Origin of the sequence: Streptomyces sp. NPDC020742 (genome assembly GCF_040641675.1) — a bacterium.
Lineage (GTDB): Bacteria > Actinomycetota > Actinomycetes > Streptomycetales > Streptomycetaceae > Streptomyces.
Genome location: NZ_JBFAEA010000005.1, coordinates 272,812 through 290,203, shown reverse-complemented (window position 1 = coordinate 290,203; position 17,392 = coordinate 272,812). Strand labels below are relative to the sequence as shown.

At 72.9% G+C, this 17,392-nt stretch carries 16 protein-coding genes and 1 pseudogene; 6 read left to right on the top strand and 11 right to left on the bottom strand.

All coding sequences use genetic code 11. The annotated features are described in order from the left end of the window. Positions 1-395: 395 nt before the first annotated feature. Positions 396-3,476: an amino acid adenylation domain-containing protein gene (locus tag AB0G84_RS12750; protein WP_361319051.1), complete on the top strand. Its 3,081-nt coding sequence runs from the start codon at positions 396-398 to the stop codon at positions 3,474-3,476. On the opposite strand, the gene AB0G84_RS12745 is transcribed toward AB0G84_RS12750, so the two are convergent. Then, on the bottom strand, positions 3,442-3,678 hold the full coding sequence (locus AB0G84_RS12745) for a DUF6506 family protein (protein WP_361319049.1): 237 nt from the start codon (positions 3,676-3,678) through the stop codon (positions 3,442-3,444). The genes AB0G84_RS12750 and AB0G84_RS12745 overlap by 35 nt on opposite strands. Before the next feature lie 158 nt (positions 3,679-3,836). Further along, complete coding sequence (locus AB0G84_RS12740; protein ID WP_361319047.1) at positions 3,837-4,505, bottom strand: TetR/AcrR family transcriptional regulator; 669 nt, start codon at positions 4,503-4,505, stop codon at positions 3,837-3,839. Between the two features lie 81 nt (positions 4,506-4,586). Here AB0G84_RS12740 and AB0G84_RS12735 point away from each other — a divergent pair, with 81 nt between their 5' ends. The 3 genes from AB0G84_RS12735 to AB0G84_RS12725 all read left to right on the top strand — a co-directional run bounded on the left by AB0G84_RS12735 (position 4,587) and on the right by AB0G84_RS12725 (position 7,460). Beyond that, positions 4,587-5,531: an oxidoreductase gene (locus tag AB0G84_RS12735; RefSeq protein WP_361319045.1), complete on the top strand. Its 945-nt coding sequence runs from the start codon at positions 4,587-4,589 to the stop codon at positions 5,529-5,531. 144 nt (positions 5,532-5,675) lie between these two features. Next, positions 5,676-5,996, top strand: a complete 321-nt coding sequence (locus AB0G84_RS12730) for a GYD domain-containing protein (RefSeq protein ID WP_361319043.1) — start codon at positions 5,676-5,678, stop codon at positions 5,994-5,996. 273 nt (positions 5,997-6,269) lie between these two features. Continuing rightward, complete coding sequence (locus tag AB0G84_RS12725; RefSeq protein WP_361319041.1) at positions 6,270-7,460, top strand: helix-turn-helix domain-containing protein; 1,191 nt, start codon at positions 6,270-6,272, stop codon at positions 7,458-7,460. Between the two features lie 40 nt (positions 7,461-7,500). Here AB0G84_RS12725 and AB0G84_RS12720 read toward each other — a convergent pair. The 4 genes and pseudogenes from AB0G84_RS12720 to AB0G84_RS12705 form a co-directional block, all read right to left on the bottom strand. After that, positions 7,501-7,919, bottom strand: a pseudogene (locus AB0G84_RS12720) (hypothetical protein). 50 nt (positions 7,920-7,969) lie between these two features. Continuing rightward, the gene (locus AB0G84_RS12715) at positions 7,970-8,962 is read right to left on the bottom strand and encodes an NAD(P)-dependent oxidoreductase (RefSeq protein WP_361319039.1); all 993 of its coding nucleotides are present in this window, start codon (positions 8,960-8,962) and stop codon (positions 7,970-7,972) included. After that, positions 8,959-10,128, bottom strand: a complete 1,170-nt coding sequence (locus AB0G84_RS12710; RefSeq protein ID WP_361319037.1) for a lactate 2-monooxygenase — start codon at positions 10,126-10,128, stop codon at positions 8,959-8,961. Before AB0G84_RS12710 ends, AB0G84_RS12715 begins: the two co-directional genes overlap by 4 nt. Before the next feature lie 169 nt (positions 10,129-10,297). After that, positions 10,298-11,431, bottom strand: a complete 1,134-nt coding sequence (locus AB0G84_RS12705) for an agmatine deiminase family protein (RefSeq protein ID WP_361319035.1) — start codon at positions 11,429-11,431, stop codon at positions 10,298-10,300. A gap of 91 nt (positions 11,432-11,522) precedes the next feature. Here AB0G84_RS12705 and AB0G84_RS12700 point away from each other — a divergent pair, with 91 nt between their 5' ends. Then, a complete protein-coding gene (locus tag AB0G84_RS12700; protein ID WP_361319033.1) occupies positions 11,523-12,098 on the top strand; it encodes a TetR/AcrR family transcriptional regulator in 576 nt (191 codons plus the stop codon). A 115-nt stretch (positions 12,099-12,213) separates the two neighbouring features. On the opposite strand, the gene AB0G84_RS12695 is transcribed toward AB0G84_RS12700, so the two are convergent. Then, positions 12,214-12,648: a tautomerase family protein gene (locus AB0G84_RS12695; protein ID WP_361319031.1), complete on the bottom strand. Its 435-nt coding sequence runs from the start codon at positions 12,646-12,648 to the stop codon at positions 12,214-12,216. Positions 12,649-13,042: 394 nt separating this feature from the next. Here AB0G84_RS12695 and AB0G84_RS12690 point away from each other — a divergent pair, with 394 nt between their 5' ends. Continuing rightward, a complete protein-coding gene (locus AB0G84_RS12690) occupies positions 13,043-14,122 on the top strand; it encodes a substrate-binding domain-containing protein (RefSeq protein WP_361319029.1) in 1,080 nt (359 codons plus the stop codon). Between the two features lie 133 nt (positions 14,123-14,255). On the opposite strand, the gene AB0G84_RS12685 is transcribed toward AB0G84_RS12690, so the two are convergent. The 4 genes from AB0G84_RS12685 to AB0G84_RS12670 form a co-directional block, all read right to left on the bottom strand. Further along, on the bottom strand, positions 14,256-14,978 hold the full coding sequence (locus tag AB0G84_RS12685) for an HAD family phosphatase (protein ID WP_361319027.1): 723 nt from the start codon (positions 14,976-14,978) through the stop codon (positions 14,256-14,258). Positions 14,979-15,021: 43 nt separating this feature from the next. Next, complete coding sequence (locus AB0G84_RS12680) at positions 15,022-15,501, bottom strand: Lrp/AsnC family transcriptional regulator (protein WP_361319025.1); 480 nt, start codon at positions 15,499-15,501, stop codon at positions 15,022-15,024. Between the two features lie 102 nt (positions 15,502-15,603). After that, positions 15,604-17,163 carry a hypothetical protein gene (locus AB0G84_RS12675; RefSeq protein WP_361319023.1) on the bottom strand — a complete coding sequence of 520 codons (1,560 nt, stop codon included), beginning with the start codon at positions 17,161-17,163 and terminating at the stop codon, positions 15,604-15,606. A gap of 9 nt (positions 17,164-17,172) precedes the next feature. Next, positions 17,173-17,370, bottom strand: coding sequence for a hypothetical protein (locus AB0G84_RS12670; RefSeq protein WP_361319021.1), 198 nt, complete (start codon positions 17,368-17,370; stop codon positions 17,173-17,175). Positions 17,371-17,392: the final 22 nt, after the last annotated feature.

Genomic DNA, 17,392 nt, shown 5'->3' with positions numbered 1-17,392 from the left:
GAGTGGCAATGGGGCGTGTGAGCAAGGAATGCTCACCGCAACTCCCGTAGAGGAAGGCATCAAGTGCCCTTGTGGGATGAAGAGCACCTGGACCATGTCTGCGGGCACCCCACGGTGTTGCCCCTGAACCCGTCTCACGGGTCAGGCCCCGCAGTCCCGGCGCACCGCGCCGAAGGCTCCGTATGCCGACCCCGAACGGGGTGCGCGAGAGCGAACTGACGCCCGCCCGCGGCCCGGACGACTCCCGTGCCGCGCACCGACTCCCGGCCAGGCACCGCCTCCCCCCCCCGGCGGGCCTTGCGCACGCCTGCCCGGAAGCCCCCGGTGCCCCGCAAGACGCACCCCGGCGTTCCGCTGCCCGTCCGCATCAGCCCTTTCCCCACTGTGGAGCCTTGATGAAAACCAGCATGTCCGTCGTCGACTCCCGGAACACCGCCGTGGTTTCCGCCCCGTCGGGCGCCTCGCTGCCCGCCCTGCTCGCCCACCGGACGGCCGGTACGCCGGTGAGCCCGGCCGTACAGGACGGCACCCGCCGCTACACCTATCGCGAACTCGACGACTGGTCGCAGTCCATATCCAGGGCCCTGCGCGACCGGGGCATCCGCAGAGGCGAGGCCGTCGCCGTCCTGGGCGTCCGCTCCTGGGAGGCGACGGTCACCATGGCCGGCATCCTGAAGGCCGGCGGGGTATGCGTCCCGGTGGACGCCCACTATCCCTCGGCCCGCTCGGCCGAGATGCTCACCGCCGCCCGGGTGCGGCTGGCCGTGGTGCTTCCCGGACACGCCGCCGCGGTGCCCGCCGTCGACGAACCCGTCGAGTGGCTCGCCTTCGACGAGGTGGCACAGGCGGACCCCGGCTCCTTCGACGACGCCCCGGCCTTCGCGGAGCGCGGGGCCGAGGACCCGGCGTACATCCTCTTCACCTCCGGCACCACCGGACGTCCCAAGCCGGTGGTCTTCCCGCACCGCGCGGTGACCCGGCTCGCGGCCGGCGCGAACCCCTGGTGCGCCGGGCCGGGCAAGCGCGTCCTGCAGACCTTCGGGCTCTCCTTCGACGCCTCCCTCTTCGAGACCTGGGCCACCCTGCTCAACGGGGGCTGCCTGGTGGTGGCCGAACGGGAGACGCTGCTGGACCCGGACCGGCTGCGGACGATGATCGAGGCCCGGCAGATCACCCACGCCTTCCTGACCACCAGCCTGTTCCACCACGCCGTCCGCAGCGATCCCGGCATCTTCGGCACCCTGGACATGGTGCTGATCGGCGGCGAGGCCATGGACCCGGACCTGACCGCGGCGGTCTGCGCCGCCGGCCGCCCGCGCCACCTCATCAACGGCTACGGGCCGACCGAGGGCGGCATCATGGTCACCGCCCACGACGTCGAAGGCGTGGAGCCGGGGGCCGGGGCCGTCCCGATCGGGCGGCCGGTGGCCGACAGCAGCTATGAACTGCTCCGGCCCGACGGCAGCCCGGCTGGCCCCGGCGAAGAGGGCGAGATCCACATCGGCGGGGCCGGCCTGGCGCTCGCCTACCTCGACCGGCCCGACGAGACCGCCCGGGCCTTCGTCACCCGGGAGACCGCCTCGGGGGAGACCGTCCGGCTCTACCGCAGCGGCGACCTGGGGCGCCGGCGCCCCGACGGCCTGCTGGAGTTCCGGGGGCGGGCCGACCGGCAGGTCAAGATCCGCGGCTTCCGGATCGAACTGGAGGCGGTGGAGGTGCTGTTGCGGAGCCACCCCGACGTCGCCCAGGCCGCCGTGGTCGTCCGGGGCAACGACGGCATCGGCAAGGGGCTCGGCGCCTTCGTCACTCCGGTCGACCCCGCGGTCCGGCCGGACGGGGCGGAGCTGCGCCGGCACCTGTCGGACCGGCTGCCCGCCCATGCGCTGCCCGCGCCCATCCGCTGCCTGGACCGCCTCCCGCTGACGGCCAACGGCAAGACGGACTACCCGGCCCTGGTCGCGCTGGCCGAAGCGAGCACCCCCGCCGGCCCCGACGCGCCGGACGCCCCCCGTCCCGGTGCGGACGCCCTCGCGGACATCTGGGTCGAGGTGCTGGGCGTGCCGGTCACCGACGCCACCGACTTCTTCGCCGAGGGCGGCAACTCCCTGCTGGCCGCCCACACGGTCGCCCGCACCCTCGCCGCCCTCGACCTGCCGGCCGAGCACTTCGCCCCGCTGTTGCAGGGCCTGCTGGCCAGCCCCACGCTCGCCGCGTTCCGGACGGCGACCCGCTGCTCCCCGTCCGGCCGGGACGCCGACCGGGAGACGGCGGACGAACCGGACTACGAGGCGGAGGCCGAGCTGGCGCCGCTGCCGCCGGTGGCCCAGGCACCGGTGCCGCAGTCGGTGCGCCCCCGCCACATCCTGCTCACCGGAGCCACCGGCTTCGTCGGGGCGTTCCTGCTCGAACGGCTGCTGAGGGACACCGACGCCACCGTGTACTGCCCGGTGCGCGCGGCCGACCAGGCCCAGGCGATGCAGCGGCTGCACGACGGGATGGCCCGCTACGGCCTCCGGCTCACCGAACCCGGCCGGATCCGCCCGATCCCCGCCGAGCTGGGCCACCCCGGACTCGGCATGGACCCCGCCGCGTTCGACCGCCTCGCGGACACCGTCGACCTGATCCTGCACAACGCGGCACACGTCAACTTCCTCTACCCCTACCGCCAGTTGCGGGCCGCGAACGTGGAGGCGGTCCGTACCCTCGTCCAGCTGGCGGCGCCGCGCCGCATCCCGCTGCACTACGTGTCGAGCACGGCCGTGCTCGCCGGCAGTGGCGTCGGCGGCGTCCGGTACGTCGACGAGAGCACCCCGCTCAGCCACCCCGAACTGCTCAGCATGGGCTACCCCGAGACCAAGTGGGTGGCCGAGCGGATGCTGGGCCACGCCGCCGCCGACGGCCTGCCGGTGACCATCCACCGCCCCTACGAGATCACCGGCCACAGCCGCACCGGCGCCTGGAACACCGGCAGCGCCATCTGCGCGGTCTTCGACGCGATCGTGCGGATGGGCAAGGCGCCCGCGGTGCCGCTCCCGCTCGACCTGGTCCCGGTGGACGCGGTCACCGACGCGATCGTCGGCATCGCCACCGGGCTCCCGCACCTCGGCGGCGTGGTCCACCTGACCAACCCCCGGCCGGCGACCCTGGGGGACATGGTCCAGCGCATGCGGTCCGCCGGGCACACCGTCGACGAGGTGAGTTATCAGGAGTGGACCGAGGCTCTCATTGATCATGTGCACGCCCACCCCACCTCGCCCATCGCGCCGTTCACCCCGCTGTTCCACACCGCGGCCAAGCAGGCGGACTTCACGGTCAAGGAGATGTACTTCGACACGGTCTTCCCCGAGGTGCGGCGCACCCGCACCGACCAGGTCTGGCCGTCGTGGAGCGCGTCCTGCCCGCCGGTCGATGACGCCCTGCTGGACGGCTACGTCAGCTGCCTCAAGCGCGCCGGCCTGCTCCTCGGCCGGGTCTGACCCCGGCACCGGCCGCCGGTGACAGTCGGGACCGGTCCTCCCTCCCTGGGAGCGACCGGTCCCGGCCTTGGGGGTATCCCGCGAGGACGGCCTCGCCGTGACGCGGGCCAACCGTGCCCACGGGGACCGCACCGTCGATGGCCTCGATGATGCGACCTGCCCACAGCGGACCGAACTCCCCGCACAGCTCGATCAGTTGCACGCCTTCGTCAGTCTGAAGATCAGGGTTGGTCTCGGCACTGCCGGCCCGATGTGCCGAAGTCGCCGGTGTGCAGAGGCCGATGCACGGCCTTCGACGCAGGCGGCCCGAACGGTGGTTGATGCGGCGGCCGTCCGGCCGTACGACGACCAAGCGGCGGCTCAGGACTCCTGGCGCTGGTCCACGCGCCCGAGGCCGGGTCCCCGCCCGGGCCGCGGCTCGGGCAGCGGGACCCCGCCACCCTCCGGGGCGCAGCCCCGCACCATGTACGCGAGAACGTCGTCGAGGCCGGCCGCGGTCTCCTCGGCGGAGTACTGGCAGCTCACGGCGAGGCCGGCGAAGCCGTGCAGCGTGGTGAAGACCGGCGCGGAGATCCGGTCCACCGGGCCCTGCCGCACCTCACCCGTCCGCTGTCCGTCCGCGATCAGCTCCTCCGCCAGCGCGACGGCTCGCTGTACCGCCTCCAGCAGCGCCAGGGAGGCCGCCGGGTCGTGCTTGACGGCGAACATGAGGTCCAGCAACTCCGCGTTGGCGGTCGCGAAATCCACATAGGCGCGGGCCAGCGCGGCGAGCCGGTCGCTGAACGCCCCACCCGCATCCCGGGCCCCGGTCAGCACCTCGACCAGGCGGTCGAACCCGGCGAGCGCCAGCGCGTCCAGCAGTGCCTGCTTGTCCTTGAAGTGGCGGCTCGGCGCGGCATGGCTGACGCCGAGGTCGCGGGCCAGCTCCCGGAGCGACAGTGCGCCCGGCCCCCGCTCCCGCAGCGTCTCCTCGGCCCGTGCCAGCAGCGCGGCGCGGAGGTCTCCGTGGTGGTAACGACGGGTGTGCATGGCCACCACCCTACCGTCGATGTATTCACCGGCTACATTGTTGTCATTGACAGCATTGTTGGCGACGCCTACATTGAGCCCATGGCTGACACTCGTAGCACGCGTGACTGGAGCGCCCTCGACATCCCCGACCAGAGCGGCCGCACCGCCGTGGTGACCGGCGCCAACAGCGGCCTGGGCATCGCCACCGTCGACGCCCTCGCCCGCGCCGGCGCCCATGTCGTGCTCGCGGTGCGGGACGTCGGACGGGGGGAGCAGGCCGCCGCCGCCGTCCGGGGCGCCCGGGGAAGCCTGGAGGTGCGCCGGCTGGACCTGGCCGACCTCGCTTCGGTGCGCGCGTTCGCCGACGCCTGGCGGGGCGACCTGGACCTGCTGATCAACAACGCCGGGGTGATGGCCGTCGCCGAGTCCCGCACCAAGGACGGCTTCGAGACCCAGTTCGGCACCAACCACCTCGGCCACTTCGCGCTGACCAATCTGCTGCTGCCCCATGTCACCGACCGCGTGGTCACCGTGGCGTCCGCGGCACACCGGACGCCGCCCGGCACCCGCATCCACTTCGACAACCTCGATCTGGCCGGCGAGTACACCCCCTACCGGGCCTACTCCCAGTCCAAGCTGGCCAACCTGCTGTTCACCCTCGAACTCCAGCGCCGCCTCACCGAGGCCGGCAGCGGCGTACGCGCCCTCGCCGCACACCCGGGCTACGCCGCCACCAATCTGCAGAGCCACGACGCCAGCGCCGTCCGGCGTGCCCTGATGCGGGTGACCAACCGGATCGTCGCCCAGGACAACCGGGCCGGTGCGCTGCCCACCCTCTACGCCGCCACCCAGGACCTCCCCGGCGCCAGCTACCTCGGCCCCGACGGCTTCGCCGAGATGCGCGGCCGCCCGGCACTGGTCAGCAGGTCGGCCGCGGCCAGCGATCCGGTGAGCGCCCGGCGCCTGTGGCAGGCATCCGAGGACCTGACCGGGGTCGGCTTTCCGGCCCTGAGCAGCACCGGGGCCGCCGGGAAGGACGCCTAGTCAGGACTCGACCGGACACGTCCTAAAGGGGACGGCCACGCCCCCCCGTTCGGCCGAACACCGGCGGGGGTGTCGCGTGCCGGCGGGCCATAGTGGCGGTAGCCGCCGGTGCGGCGGGCCCATCGGAGTGCGGGAGAGCGCGGGATGCCGAAGTACCTGGTGCAGACGAGTTACACGCCCGAGGGAATGAAGGGGCTCCTCGCCGAGGGCGGAAGCGGGCGGCGGGCCGCGGTCGAGCGGGTGATGCAGTCCTGCGGCGGTTCGCTGGAGGCGATGTACTTCGCCTACGGGGACGCCGACCTGTACTGCATCCTGGACTTCCCCGACCCGCTGTCGATGGCCGCGGTCGCGATGCGGGTACGGGCCTCGGGGGCGGTGCGGTCCTCGGCGGTGCCGCTGCTCTCCGTCGAGGAGATCGACCGGGCGGCCGGGCAGCGGGTCGACTTCCGTCCGCCCGGCGACTGATCCGACCGCAGGCGGAGCGCAGCCGGGGGACCGTCTCCGGGGGAGGACCGAAGCCGCGGGGCGACGGTGGCCGCGGAGCGACCGCAGCCATGGCGTGGCGACCGCCACGGGCTCGGAGCGGCCGCAGGAGCCCAGCACCCTACGGGCCGCGCTCGTGCCCGTGCCCATGCCCGCGCCCGCTGTCCCGGGCAAGCACACCCTCCTCGCCGTCCCCCGTCCCCCATCTCCCGTCCCCCATCTCCCGTCCACCCCACGCTCGATAGCCTGCGGTGCATGCCCGCCACACCCGCCCCACCCACCGAAATCGCCCCCGTCGCGGCCGCTCTGCTGGGGCGCGCCCCCGAACTGGGCGCCCGGATGGCTCGCCGGATCCGTGCCGAGGTCGCCTACTACGGCAGCGCGGACCGGGTCTCCTTCGGTGAGTTGAGCGCCTCCTGCCGTCGCAACACCGAGCTGGTCTTCGGGCGGCTCGCCGGTGACGGCGGGGGCGATCTGACCATCGCGCACCGGACCGGCCGGGAGCGGGCCCGTCAGGGGACCCCGCTGGCCGAGCTGCTGCACGCCTGCCGCGTGGGGTCCGCTTTCCTGTGGGCGGCACTCGCCGCCGAGGCCCGTACCGCCGACGGCATCACCGCCGAGACCCTCGTGGCCCTGGCCGGTTGGTGGGGGAACGAGGGGATCGCGGCGGCGGTCGGTGATGCCTATCGGGAGGAGACCGCCGAACTGGTGCTCCGACGGGAACGCGAGCGCTCCGCCACCGTCGAGGCCCTCTGCACCGGGCTGCTGACCGACCGTACGAGCCTGGGGGAGGCCGCTGAGCGGCTCGGCCTGCCGGCCTCCGGGCCCTACCTCGTGGTGGCGGCCGAGGCGCCCGCACCCGGCCGGGAGGCGTTGCCCGGCGTCGAGGCGCGCCTCGACGCGGAGCACCTGCGCTCGGCCTGGCGCCTGTTGCCGGACCTTCAGATCGGGGTGGTCGCCGTCCGGCCGCCGGGCGCGGAGGAGGCGGCGATGGGCGTCCTGGAGCGCTCGCTCTCCGCCCGGGTGGGCGTCAGCCCCGCCTACCGCGCCCTGCGCGAGACCCCCAGGGCGCTGCGGCTCGCCCGTCTGGCCCTCGCCGGAGTGCGGGGCCGGAGCGCGGGCGTGGCGCGCTTCGACGACAGTCCGGCCGCCCTGCTGGTGGCGGCGGCCCCGGAGGAGGGCGGCCGGATCGCCCGGGCCGTCTTCGACGGCGTCCTGCGGCTCCCCGCGGCCGAGCGGGACCGCCTGCTGGACACGCTGGAGTGCTGGTTCGCCGCGTCCGGCTCGGCCGCCGACGCCGCCGAGCTGCTGGACTGCCACCGCAACACCGTCCGCTACCGCCTGCACCGGCTGGAGGAGCTGACCGGCCGCACCCTGCGCGACCCACGCGCGGTCGCCGACCTCGCCGTGGCGCTCCACGCGCTGCGCCTGAGGCCCGCCGAGTAGCGCCGCGCGGCCCCCTGACCGGCCCGGCGGCCCCGCCCGTTCAACACCCCTTCCGGGCCCGGTACAGGTCGCGCAGCAGGGCGATCTCCGCCCCGTGGTGCAGCAGTTCCTGGTTGACCCACCACACGGTTTCGATGAACGGATCCTCCGGGTCGCTGCCGTGCGGATAGCTGCAGTACCCCACCGTGTCGAGAGCGGCCTCCCCGACACCGACCAGCGCCGCCCGCCACCGCAGCCGGTCAGGACGGTGGCCCGCGGCCCGGGGCCGTGCGAGCGCCGCCGGACCGATCAGCAGTCGGGCACCGGCTCCCAGAACTACTCGTCGTCGGTCAGCGAGTCGACCGCGAGGGCCGTACCGTTGCCGCTGTCCACCACCGGCCCGGTCAGGCGGTCCCGCAGGCGCCGGTGGGCGAAGTCGAACTGCTGCAGCAGGGGGACCAGCCGCGGTGGCGTCGTCAACGGAGGCTCCTGGGGCGTCGGTTGGGTAGGCGGCGGTGGTGCGCTGCCCGTTACGACACCACATCCCGCAGCGCTTCGCCCTGGAGATGGTCGGCGACGTTCTGCACGGCCGCCAGCGCGATACGGACCAGGGTCTCCCGGGTGACCCCGCCGACGTGCGGGGACAGGACCACGTTCGGGGCCTTGAGCAGCCGCAGGGCCGCCGTGGGCGGTTCGGGGTCGAAGACGTCCAGGCCGGCGCCGGCGAGTGCACCGGCGGCCAGGGCGTCCGCGAGCGCGTCCTGGTCGATCAGGGCGCCGCGGGCGGTGTTGACGACGAAGGCGGTGGGCTTGAGCAGGGCGAGGCGCTCGGCGTCGAGGAGGTGGCGGGTGGCGTCGGTGAGCGGGGCGTGTAGGGAGACGTAATCGGCGGTGCGCAGCAGGTCGTCGAGGGGGAGGTGGCGGGCGCCGCCGAGCCGGGCCTCGACGTCCGGCGCCACCCGCCGTGGCCCGGCGTACACCACGGTCATGTCGAACGCGACCGCGCGCCGGGCGACTTCCTCACCGATGTGGCCCAGGCCGACGATGCCCAGGGTCTTGCCGGACAGTTCGGTGATCGACTGCTGGAGGCGGGGCAGCGCCCAGTCCGCCTCGACCAGCGCCGTGTGGGCCGGCACCAGCTGCTTGGCCAGGGCGAGCATCAGGGCGAAGGTCTGCTCCGCCACGTTCTGCTTCTCCGCGCCGCTGGAGCCGATGTTGCAGACCTGCACGCCCCGGCGCCGGGCGGCGTCCAGGTCGACGTAGTCGAAGCCGTGGCTGGCGCACTGGATCAGCTCCAGCGCCGGGGCGGCGGCGATGTGGTCCGCGGTGACCGGGCCCAGGCCGGTGATGATGACCTGTGCCGCGCGCAGCGCCGAGGGGTCCTCGTCGGCCGCTTCGACTACGGTGACCCGCGCGGTGGCGCTGGGCAGCACGGTGGTCAGCGCGGCCCCGGCGGTCCGGCCGCCGACGTGCGGCGACACGATGGCCAGCACGTTCTTCACGGTCGGGGTCTCGGTGGTCATGCGGTCTCCTCGATGAGGTCGTCGGCGGTCGGCGAGGTGGGGCGGGAGTGGCCGGACAGGGCCAGGGTGAGGTCGAGTTCGGCGAGCAGACAGCGGATGACGTGCTCGACACCGGCCTGGCCGTCCAGGCCCAGCCCGTACGCGTACGGGCGTCCCACGAGCACCGACTCCGCGCCCAGCGCCAGCGCCTTGACGATGTCGTCGCCGGTGCGGATGCCGCTGTCGAAGAGGACGGTGAGCCGGTCCCCGACCGCCTCGGCGACCCGGGGCAGCGCATCCGCGGCGGCGACCGAGCCCGCGACCTGCCGGCCGCCGTGGTTGGAGACCACCACCCCGTCCACGCCGGCCTCGGCGGCGCGCCGCGCGTCGTCGGGGTGCAGGATGCCCTTCAGCACGATCGGGCCGTCCCAGTTGTCGCGCAGGAACGCCAGGTCCGGCCAGGTCTTCGCGGGGTCGGCGAACATCCCCACGAAGTGCATCACCGCCGCGTTCGGATCCTCATGGACCGGTTTGGCCAGACCCGCCCGGAACGCCGGGTCGGTGAAGTAGTTGGCGGTCCCCACACCGTGCAGGAACGGCAGGAACGCCTGGTCGAGATCGCGTGGCCGCCAGGCCAGCAACGGGGTGTCCAGGGTGACGAACAGCGCGCGGTATCCGGCCGCCCGCGCCCTGGTCAGGAAGCTGCGGGTGACCTCGCGGTCCTTCGCCCAGTACAGCTGGAACCACCGCTCGCCGTCCCCCATCGCCTCCGCCACCTCCTCCATCGGCGTGCTGGAGGCGGAGGACAGGATGTACGGCACGCCCTGCGCCGCGGCGGCTCGGGCGGCGGCCGGCTCGGCGTCCGGATGCATCAGCGACAGCACCCCGACCGGCGCCAGCGCCAGCGGCGCGGGCAGCGACCGGCCCAACACCTCCACCGACAGGTCGCGCTGGTGCACATCGCGGAGCATCCGCGGGACGATCCGCCGGCGGTCCAGGGCAGCCCGATTGGCCTCCGCGGTGCTGCCGCTGCCCGCGCTGCCCGCCACATAGCCGACCGGCCGGGGCCCGAGCCGCTGTTCGGCGAGCCTCTCCAGCCGGGTCAGATCGGTCGGCAGCCGGGGCACCGCGCCCGTCATCCCGTTGAGGTAGATCTCGTACTGGAAGTCCGCCCAGTGCGTGGCCATCGTTCCGTCCCGCCTCTCGTCGCTGAGACCGCGTGTTGACCGAGATCCTGGCGACAGTGACAAGATCCGTCCACCAGGCTGCGCACAACGCGCGGGTGGAATCATCACCCTGTGATGAAGGAACGCGAGGCGGCCCGGGAACGCGCCCGGTAGTCGCCTGCCCGACCTGTCAGGTGGCCTTGGGCAGTTGCTGGGTGGCGCAGTGGATCCCGCCGCCGCCCTCGCCGAGCGTGTCGACGGACACCTGCACGACCTTCCGGCCCGGGTACAGGTCGCGCAGCAGGGACGCGGCGTGGTCGTCGGCCTTCCGGTCGCCGAAGCGGGGGAGCACCACCCCGCCGTTGACCACGTAGTAGTTCACATAGGTGGCAAGGAAGTCCTTCCCGCGGCGGCCGATGTCGACGGGCTCCGGCAGCTCGACGACCTCAAGTCCCTTGCCCCGTGCGTCGACCGCCCGGTCCAGGGTCCTCCGAGCCTGCCGGTACACGCCGGTCCAGACGTCCTGCGCGGCCTTCCCGGCCGGTGTGCCGATCACCACGACGCCCGGTTCCGAGAACCGCGCCAGCGCATCGATGTGGCAGTCCGTGATGTCGTGCCCCTTGACGCCGTCCACCCAGATCACGGTGGTGACGCCGAACAGGTCCGTGAGCGCCCGCTCGACGTCGTCGCGGGACACCCCCGGATTGCGGTTGCCGTTGACCAGCGAGCTTTCGGTCGCGAGCAGGGTGCCCGCGCCGTCCACCTCGATGGCTCCGCCCTCGCCGGTGATCGGTGCCTGGATCCGCGCGAGGCGAGCGTCGTCGAGGACGGCGCGGGCGACCCGGCGGTCGCGGCCGTGGACCTGCTTGCCGCCCCAGCCGTTGAAGTTGAGGTCGACCCCGGCGACGCCCTGCGGTCCGACCACGAAGGTCGGGCCGGTGTCGCGTATCCACAGGTCGTCCACCGGTACCGGCAGGACCTCCACCCCGGAGCCGCACGCCGTGCGTGCCGACCGCACCTCACCCTCGTTGGCCAGTAGGACGACCGGTTCGAACTCGGCGACCGCTCGGGCGATCCCCGCGATGTCGTCCCGGACACCAGGGAGGTCCGACTCCCAGATCCGCCCGGTGGGCCAGGCCATGTAGGTCAGTTCGTGCGGGTGCCGTTCATCGGGCATACGTCGTCCGTCGGCCGCTGCCGCCGCCCCCGACCCGCGCCCCCGGTGCGTCGCCGGTCGGCCGTCGTCGGCCCGGGTGCGGCAGGCGCTGAGTGCCCCGCCGGCGGCCGCCAGGAACGCCGTCTGCAATGTCTGACGCCTGGACATGAACATGGATCCTCCTGACTGAAATTTCAGTCAGGGTAGCGTACGACATGATCGGAACCCCTGTGCTTGCCGATCCGTTCAGGAGCGTTCGATGTCCAACCGGCCCACCCAGATCCTCGAAGCCACCGCTCGGCTGGTCGCCCGACGCGGCGTGCGCGGGCTGCGCGTGGAGGAGGTCTCCGCCGAGGCCGGCGTCTCGACGGCCTTGGTGTACTACCACTTCAAGGACCGGGCCGGGCTGCTCCGGCGCACCCTGGAATTCATCAACGAGCGCGCCGTCCGGTACACCGACGGTGCGCCGGACACCTGCGCCGACCCCCGTGCCCAGCTCACCGACATGCTGCTGAGGGAGATGCAGGAGGCCGGCGTCGTCCGAGAGAACAGCGCGGCCTGGGGGGAGCTGCGGGCGTCCGCCATCTTCGACACCGACCTGCGCGAACAGCTGGCCACCGCGACCGGCGCGTGGGTGGACGACCTCGCGCACCTGATCCGCCAGGCCCGGACGGACGGTCTGGCCGACTCCCAAGTCGACCCGGAGAGCGCCGCCGAACGCCTCACCGCCCTGGTCGAGGGGCTGAGTCAACGGTGGCTGAGCGGCACCACCTCACTGGAGCGCGCCCGCGCGCTGCTCCGGGACGCCATCGCCCTGGAGCTGCGCCGGCCCTGACGGGGAGTCCTCCGGGGCGTACGGCCGGGCGTCGATGGGGGAGTCGGCGGGGGCGGCGGGGGGCGAGAAGGGGCGGTCGCCCGCCCAGGGGTGACGTCGTGTCCGTCACCGGCCCTCACTGGCCCTCGTTGGCCCCGCCCGCCCCAGCGGCACCGTCCGGCGTATCGGTGACCGCGTACTGTGCCACGCCGTGGCCGAATGACCAGTCGATCGACTCGTTCTCGGTCACCGTCACGAACACGTTCCGCGGCTCGGTCCCCGCGTACTCCTGGGCGAGTTCGGCGATCCGCCGGTACATGGCCCGCTTCTGTGCCGGCGTGCGGCCGGACCGCATGGTGATGGCGATGTAGACGATGCCGTCGTCGCGCCGCACCCCGAGGTAGTCGTCGTAGCGCAGCGCGCTGGTGGTGCCGTCGTGGCCGACCAGGACGTCGAAGCGGTCGTCCGGCGGGATGCCGATCGTCTCGGCCAGGGCATCGTGCACGGCCCGGCCGAGCGCGTCGAGCCGGTCGCGGTCGGCCCCCAGGGCGTCGATGCGGACGAAGGGCATGGCGGCGGTTCTCCTCGGTAGGGCGCCGGGTCAACGGCGGGGCGGTGGGGGCGGGTTGGTCCGGGTTGACGCGGGCCGTCGGATGCGTCCGCCCACGTCTCCACGGCCCGATCGTACATACTAGTAGGTACAGAGGCGTGGGTCGGTGGGGGCGCACGGTGTCGCTCTCGGGTGCGACTCCGGCATATCGCTGGAAAACCAAAGATCACCAGCGATACCCGGCGATACCCAGCGATACGGAAAGCCCGATGGGTGAACGCCGTTCAGAGACTCAGCTAGCGGCTCACTTTCATATCGGTATTGCTTCAAATCTTGACGATCGGGCGGATCGTGAAGTTCACTTCAGCCGTTCTGCGGGCCGGGTCAGGCGGCCCCATGGGAGGTACCGAAAAACATGAATGCAATAATGCGGCGCGCCCTCACCGGCGCGATGGCGCTTTCGCTGGCAGCACCCTTGGCGGCCTGTGGGAAGGGGCAACAGGATGCCGGCGCGGGCAAGGACTCCATAGGCCTGCTCCTCCCGGAGAACAAAGCGGCCCGCTATGAGAAGTTCGACCGCCGCATCATTTCCTCGCGGATAGCCTCGCTCTGCCTTGAATGCAAGGTGGATTACGCCAATGCCGAGCAGCAAGTCGATACGCAGAAAAGACAGTTCGAGGCGCTGGTGAAGAAGGGTGTAAAGGTCATCATTCTTGACCCGGTCGACGCCCAGGCCGCCAAGAGCTGGGTGGACGCGGCCGCCAAGAAGGGTGTCCAGGTCGTCGCGTACGACCGGCTGGCCGAGGGTGACGTCGCGGCGTACGTCTCCTACGACAACGAGAAGATCGGCCGGCTCCAGGGCCAGGCGCTGGTCGACGCGCTCGGCTCCCAGGCGGCTTCCGCGGACATCGTCATGATGAACGGATCGCCGACCGACCCCAACGCGCCGTCGTACAAGAAGGGCGCTCATGACGTCCTCGACTCCAAGGTGCACAAGGTCGTCTACGAGAAGGACATCCCCGAGTGGTCCGCGGCGACCGCCAAGAAGAAGATGACCGACATCATCAACTCCCGCGGTCCGCAGGGTTTTGACGCGGTCTACTCGGCCAACGACGGTATGGCCGGCGGTATCGCCGAGGCGCTCAAGGCGGCCGGCATCAAGAATGTTCCGGTCGGCGGCCAGGACGCCGAACTTCCCGCGCTCCAGCGGGTGGTCGCCGGGACCCAGACCTTCACCGTTTACAAGGAAGTCCGACCGGAGGCCGAGACCGCCGCCGAAATCGCCTTCCGGCTGCTGCGTGGGAAGAGCATCAACTCCCTGACCACGACCACCGCCGGCAACAACAGCAAGTCCGGCATCCCGGCCCAGCTGTTCAGCGCGCAGGTGGTCACCAGGAAGAACCTCAAGGACACCGTCGTCCGCGACGGCGCCGTCCGGGCCGATCTGCTGTGTGCCGACCTCGCCTCCGCGTGCAAGTCCCTCGGGGTGCAGTGACCACAAGTCGGTGAGCCCCGCCGGACGGCCCGTTCCGCACACCGCGGAGCGGGCCGCCCGGCGGCGGAGCGCAGGCCACGGCGGAGGCCACCCGCCCTGCCCCGCGGGCGGACGGCAGGACGTTGCGACTCCGCTAAGACGCCGTCCGCCCCAGCCACTCGTAGGCCGCCCGCGCCGTGAACTCCCGCTGGCCGCCCCGGAACAGCAGCCCCGCACCGGCGAACGCCGGATCGTCGACGGTGGCCGCCACATACGGGACCGCGATGCACCGCATGCCCGCCCGCTGTGCCGCCAGCGCACCGGGCGGCGCGTCCTCCAGCACCACGCAGTCCCCGGGGACCGCGCCCAGCCGGTGCGCGGCCTCCAGGAACACGTCCGGCTCCGGCTTGCCGTGCGCCACCTCCTCGGCCGACACCAGCGTGGTCAGCAAGGCGTCGAGCCCTGTACCGGCCAGCACCGCCTCGATGGCGGCCCGCGAGGAACCCGACGCCACCGCCATCGGATGCCCGGCCGCCGCCAACCGTTCCACGAGCGTGCGCATCTCGGGGAAGACCTCGGTGTGCATCCGCGCCAGCTCCAGGTACGCGCGGTTCTTGCCCGCCAGGAGTTCCTCGACCGGCGCGTCGATGCCGAACTCCCGGCCGAGGATCTCCAGGGTCTCGCGGGTGCCGATGCCGATGAAGCGGGTGTGCTGCTCCCAGCTGAAGTCGGGCACACCGTAGCCCGCCAGCAGCCGGCGTCCCGCCTCGTAGTAGTTGGGCTCGCTGTCCACCAGCGTGCCGTCGAGATCGAAGATCACCGGGGTCGGCGGGACGGGCCTGCCGGACCTGCCCGGTGAGGGGGCGGAAGCACTCATGCCCTCCAGCATGCCAAGGCGCGGCCCGGTGGGACCGCCGGTCTCACCCCGGCTTCGCGGCCCCGCCGACCGACTCCACCAGCGGCAGCATCCGGTGCGGCACCCGCTCGCGCAGCGCCACCTCGGTACGGGTACGGACCACACCGGGCAGGCTGATCAGCCGCTGGATCACATCCTCCAGATGCGCCGCGTCCCGGGCCACCACACGGGTCAGCAGGTCGCCGCCCCCGGTCGTCGAGAACGCCTCGATGATCTGCGGCACCTCCGCCAGCGCGGCGGCCACCTCCTCCAGATGACCCTGGGTCACCTCGATGTGGACGAAGGCCAGTACGGGGTGGCCGAGCGCGGCGGGGGAGAGCCGGGGGCCGTAAGCGGTGATCACTCCGTCGCGTTCGAGCCGGTCCAGCCGCGCTTGGACGGTGCCCCGGGCGACCCCCAGCAGCCGGGCGTACTCCCGCACACTGGTGCGCGGCTGCTCCAGCAGCAGCCGCAGGATCCTGGCGTCCAGCGCGTCCACGGGCACGGCCCCACGGCCTCTCACGGTTGGCGATATCCGGCCGTGACTGTACCAATGGCCCCATGAAGGCGGCGATCGCTGGGCCGGCTGCCCGGACTCCGCGCCGGTTCACCCCGCTCCCGGCGCCGCGCGTCGTTCCCCGCCGCCCGGGGGAGCCGGGCCGGGCCGGTCCGCCGCCCCGGCGAGCACACCCAGCAACACCAGGACGAGCACGACGATCCCGAGGACCAGCGCCACCGCTCCCGGGGTGGGGTAGTTCCACAGGACCAGCGCCAGCGCGCCGCCGGCGATCACCACACCGGTGGTCCAGCCCCGGTGGGCGCTCAACCAGTGGCCCAGTGCGCCGGTACGCAGCCCCTGGCGGGCACTCGCCCGGCCGAGTGCCCCGGTGCCCCGGGTGGCGGCGGAGCGTACCGCCACCGCGCCGCGCCCGGGCCCGTACAGATAGCTCGCCAGGGCGGTGATCACCGCGACGACCAGGACGGTACGGGCGCTCTGGCGCAGGAACCGCACCAGTGTGTCGAAGATGGTGGCGGCCGCGTTCTCCGGCAGCGTGCTCGGCGGGACGGAGTCCAGATAGACCCCGCGCAGCACGGCGAGCGCGATGAGCAGGACGGCCATCATCACGCCGGTACCGATCGCGGTGGCCATCAGCGCCAGCCGGTGCGCGGGCGCGGCCCAGATCCCGAGGGCGGCCAGGACGAGCACCACGACCGGCAGCCAGGTGCCGAGCACGTTCAGCAGCCGCATCAGCCCCTGCGCCTGCTGGAGCTTGTCGACCTTCAGCAGCGGAATCGTCCGGTCGACCTGCGGGAACTTCGCCACCTTGGCGTACCCCGCGTTGACCAGCCGCTGTTTGACGTTGTCGACGACGGTGCCGATGTCCAGCACCACGGTGTTCCCGCGGGCCTGGATCGCGCTGTTGCCCTGGCCGGTGAGGACCTTCACCACCGCGGCGTGCGCGCGGCGGTTGGCGGCGTCCCACACCTCGGCGAACTGGTCGCTGGTCACCACCTCCGACACCACCTTGTGCACGGCGCTGGTCATCGCGCTCTTCAGCGGGCCGTCCAGCGCCGGGGTGTGGTTGACCACCACGGGCGGCGCCCCGGCCTTCTGCAGGGCCTTGGCCAGCGACGAGGTGATCGCGTCGACATCGACATTGCTGACCACACGGTGCGTCAGCCGGTCGGTCACCGCGTTCTGTACGGGCGGTTCGGTGGCCAGCGGTGCCACGGTCTGGACGTACCGGGCGGAGTCGGAGATCTGACTGTCCACCCAGGCGGCGACGACCGCGAACGGGGCCAGCAGCAGCGCCAGGACGAGCAGCACCGAGGCGCCCGTGGTGCGCAGCCGCCGGTGCCGTACCGCGGCGGCCCTGCGCAGCCGCTGGTACTCCTGCCGCTCGGCGGGGTCCAGTGGGTGCCCCTCCGCGGCACCGTCGCCGTCGCCGGGGCGGTCGGGCCGGCCGGCGTCTTCCGCTCGGCCGGGTTCCCCGGGCCGGTGTGCGCCCCCGGGCCGGTCGGCGTCCCCGGGCCGGTCGGCGTCCCCGGGCCGGTCGGCGTCCCCGGGCCGGTCGGCGTCCCCGGGCCGGTCGGGGCCCTCGGGGCGGCCAGGGGTGTCGGGCAGGTCGTTGGGGTCCCCGGGCCGAGGGGTACCGTTCGGAGCCATGGCGTCTCCTCACTCCGGGAGGCGGCGCATCTCCTCGATGCGCAGACCGAGGTCCTGGAAGCGGCTCAGCAGTCCGTACAGGTGCGCCTCGTCCGTCACCGAGCCGAGGAACAGCGTCTGCCGCGGGGCGGTCAGCCGCTGTAGCTCCGGGAACGCCTCGGCCAGCGAGGCCGAGACGAGGCCGGTGACACGGAACTCGTACCGCATGCCCTACCGCCCCTCGCCCGCG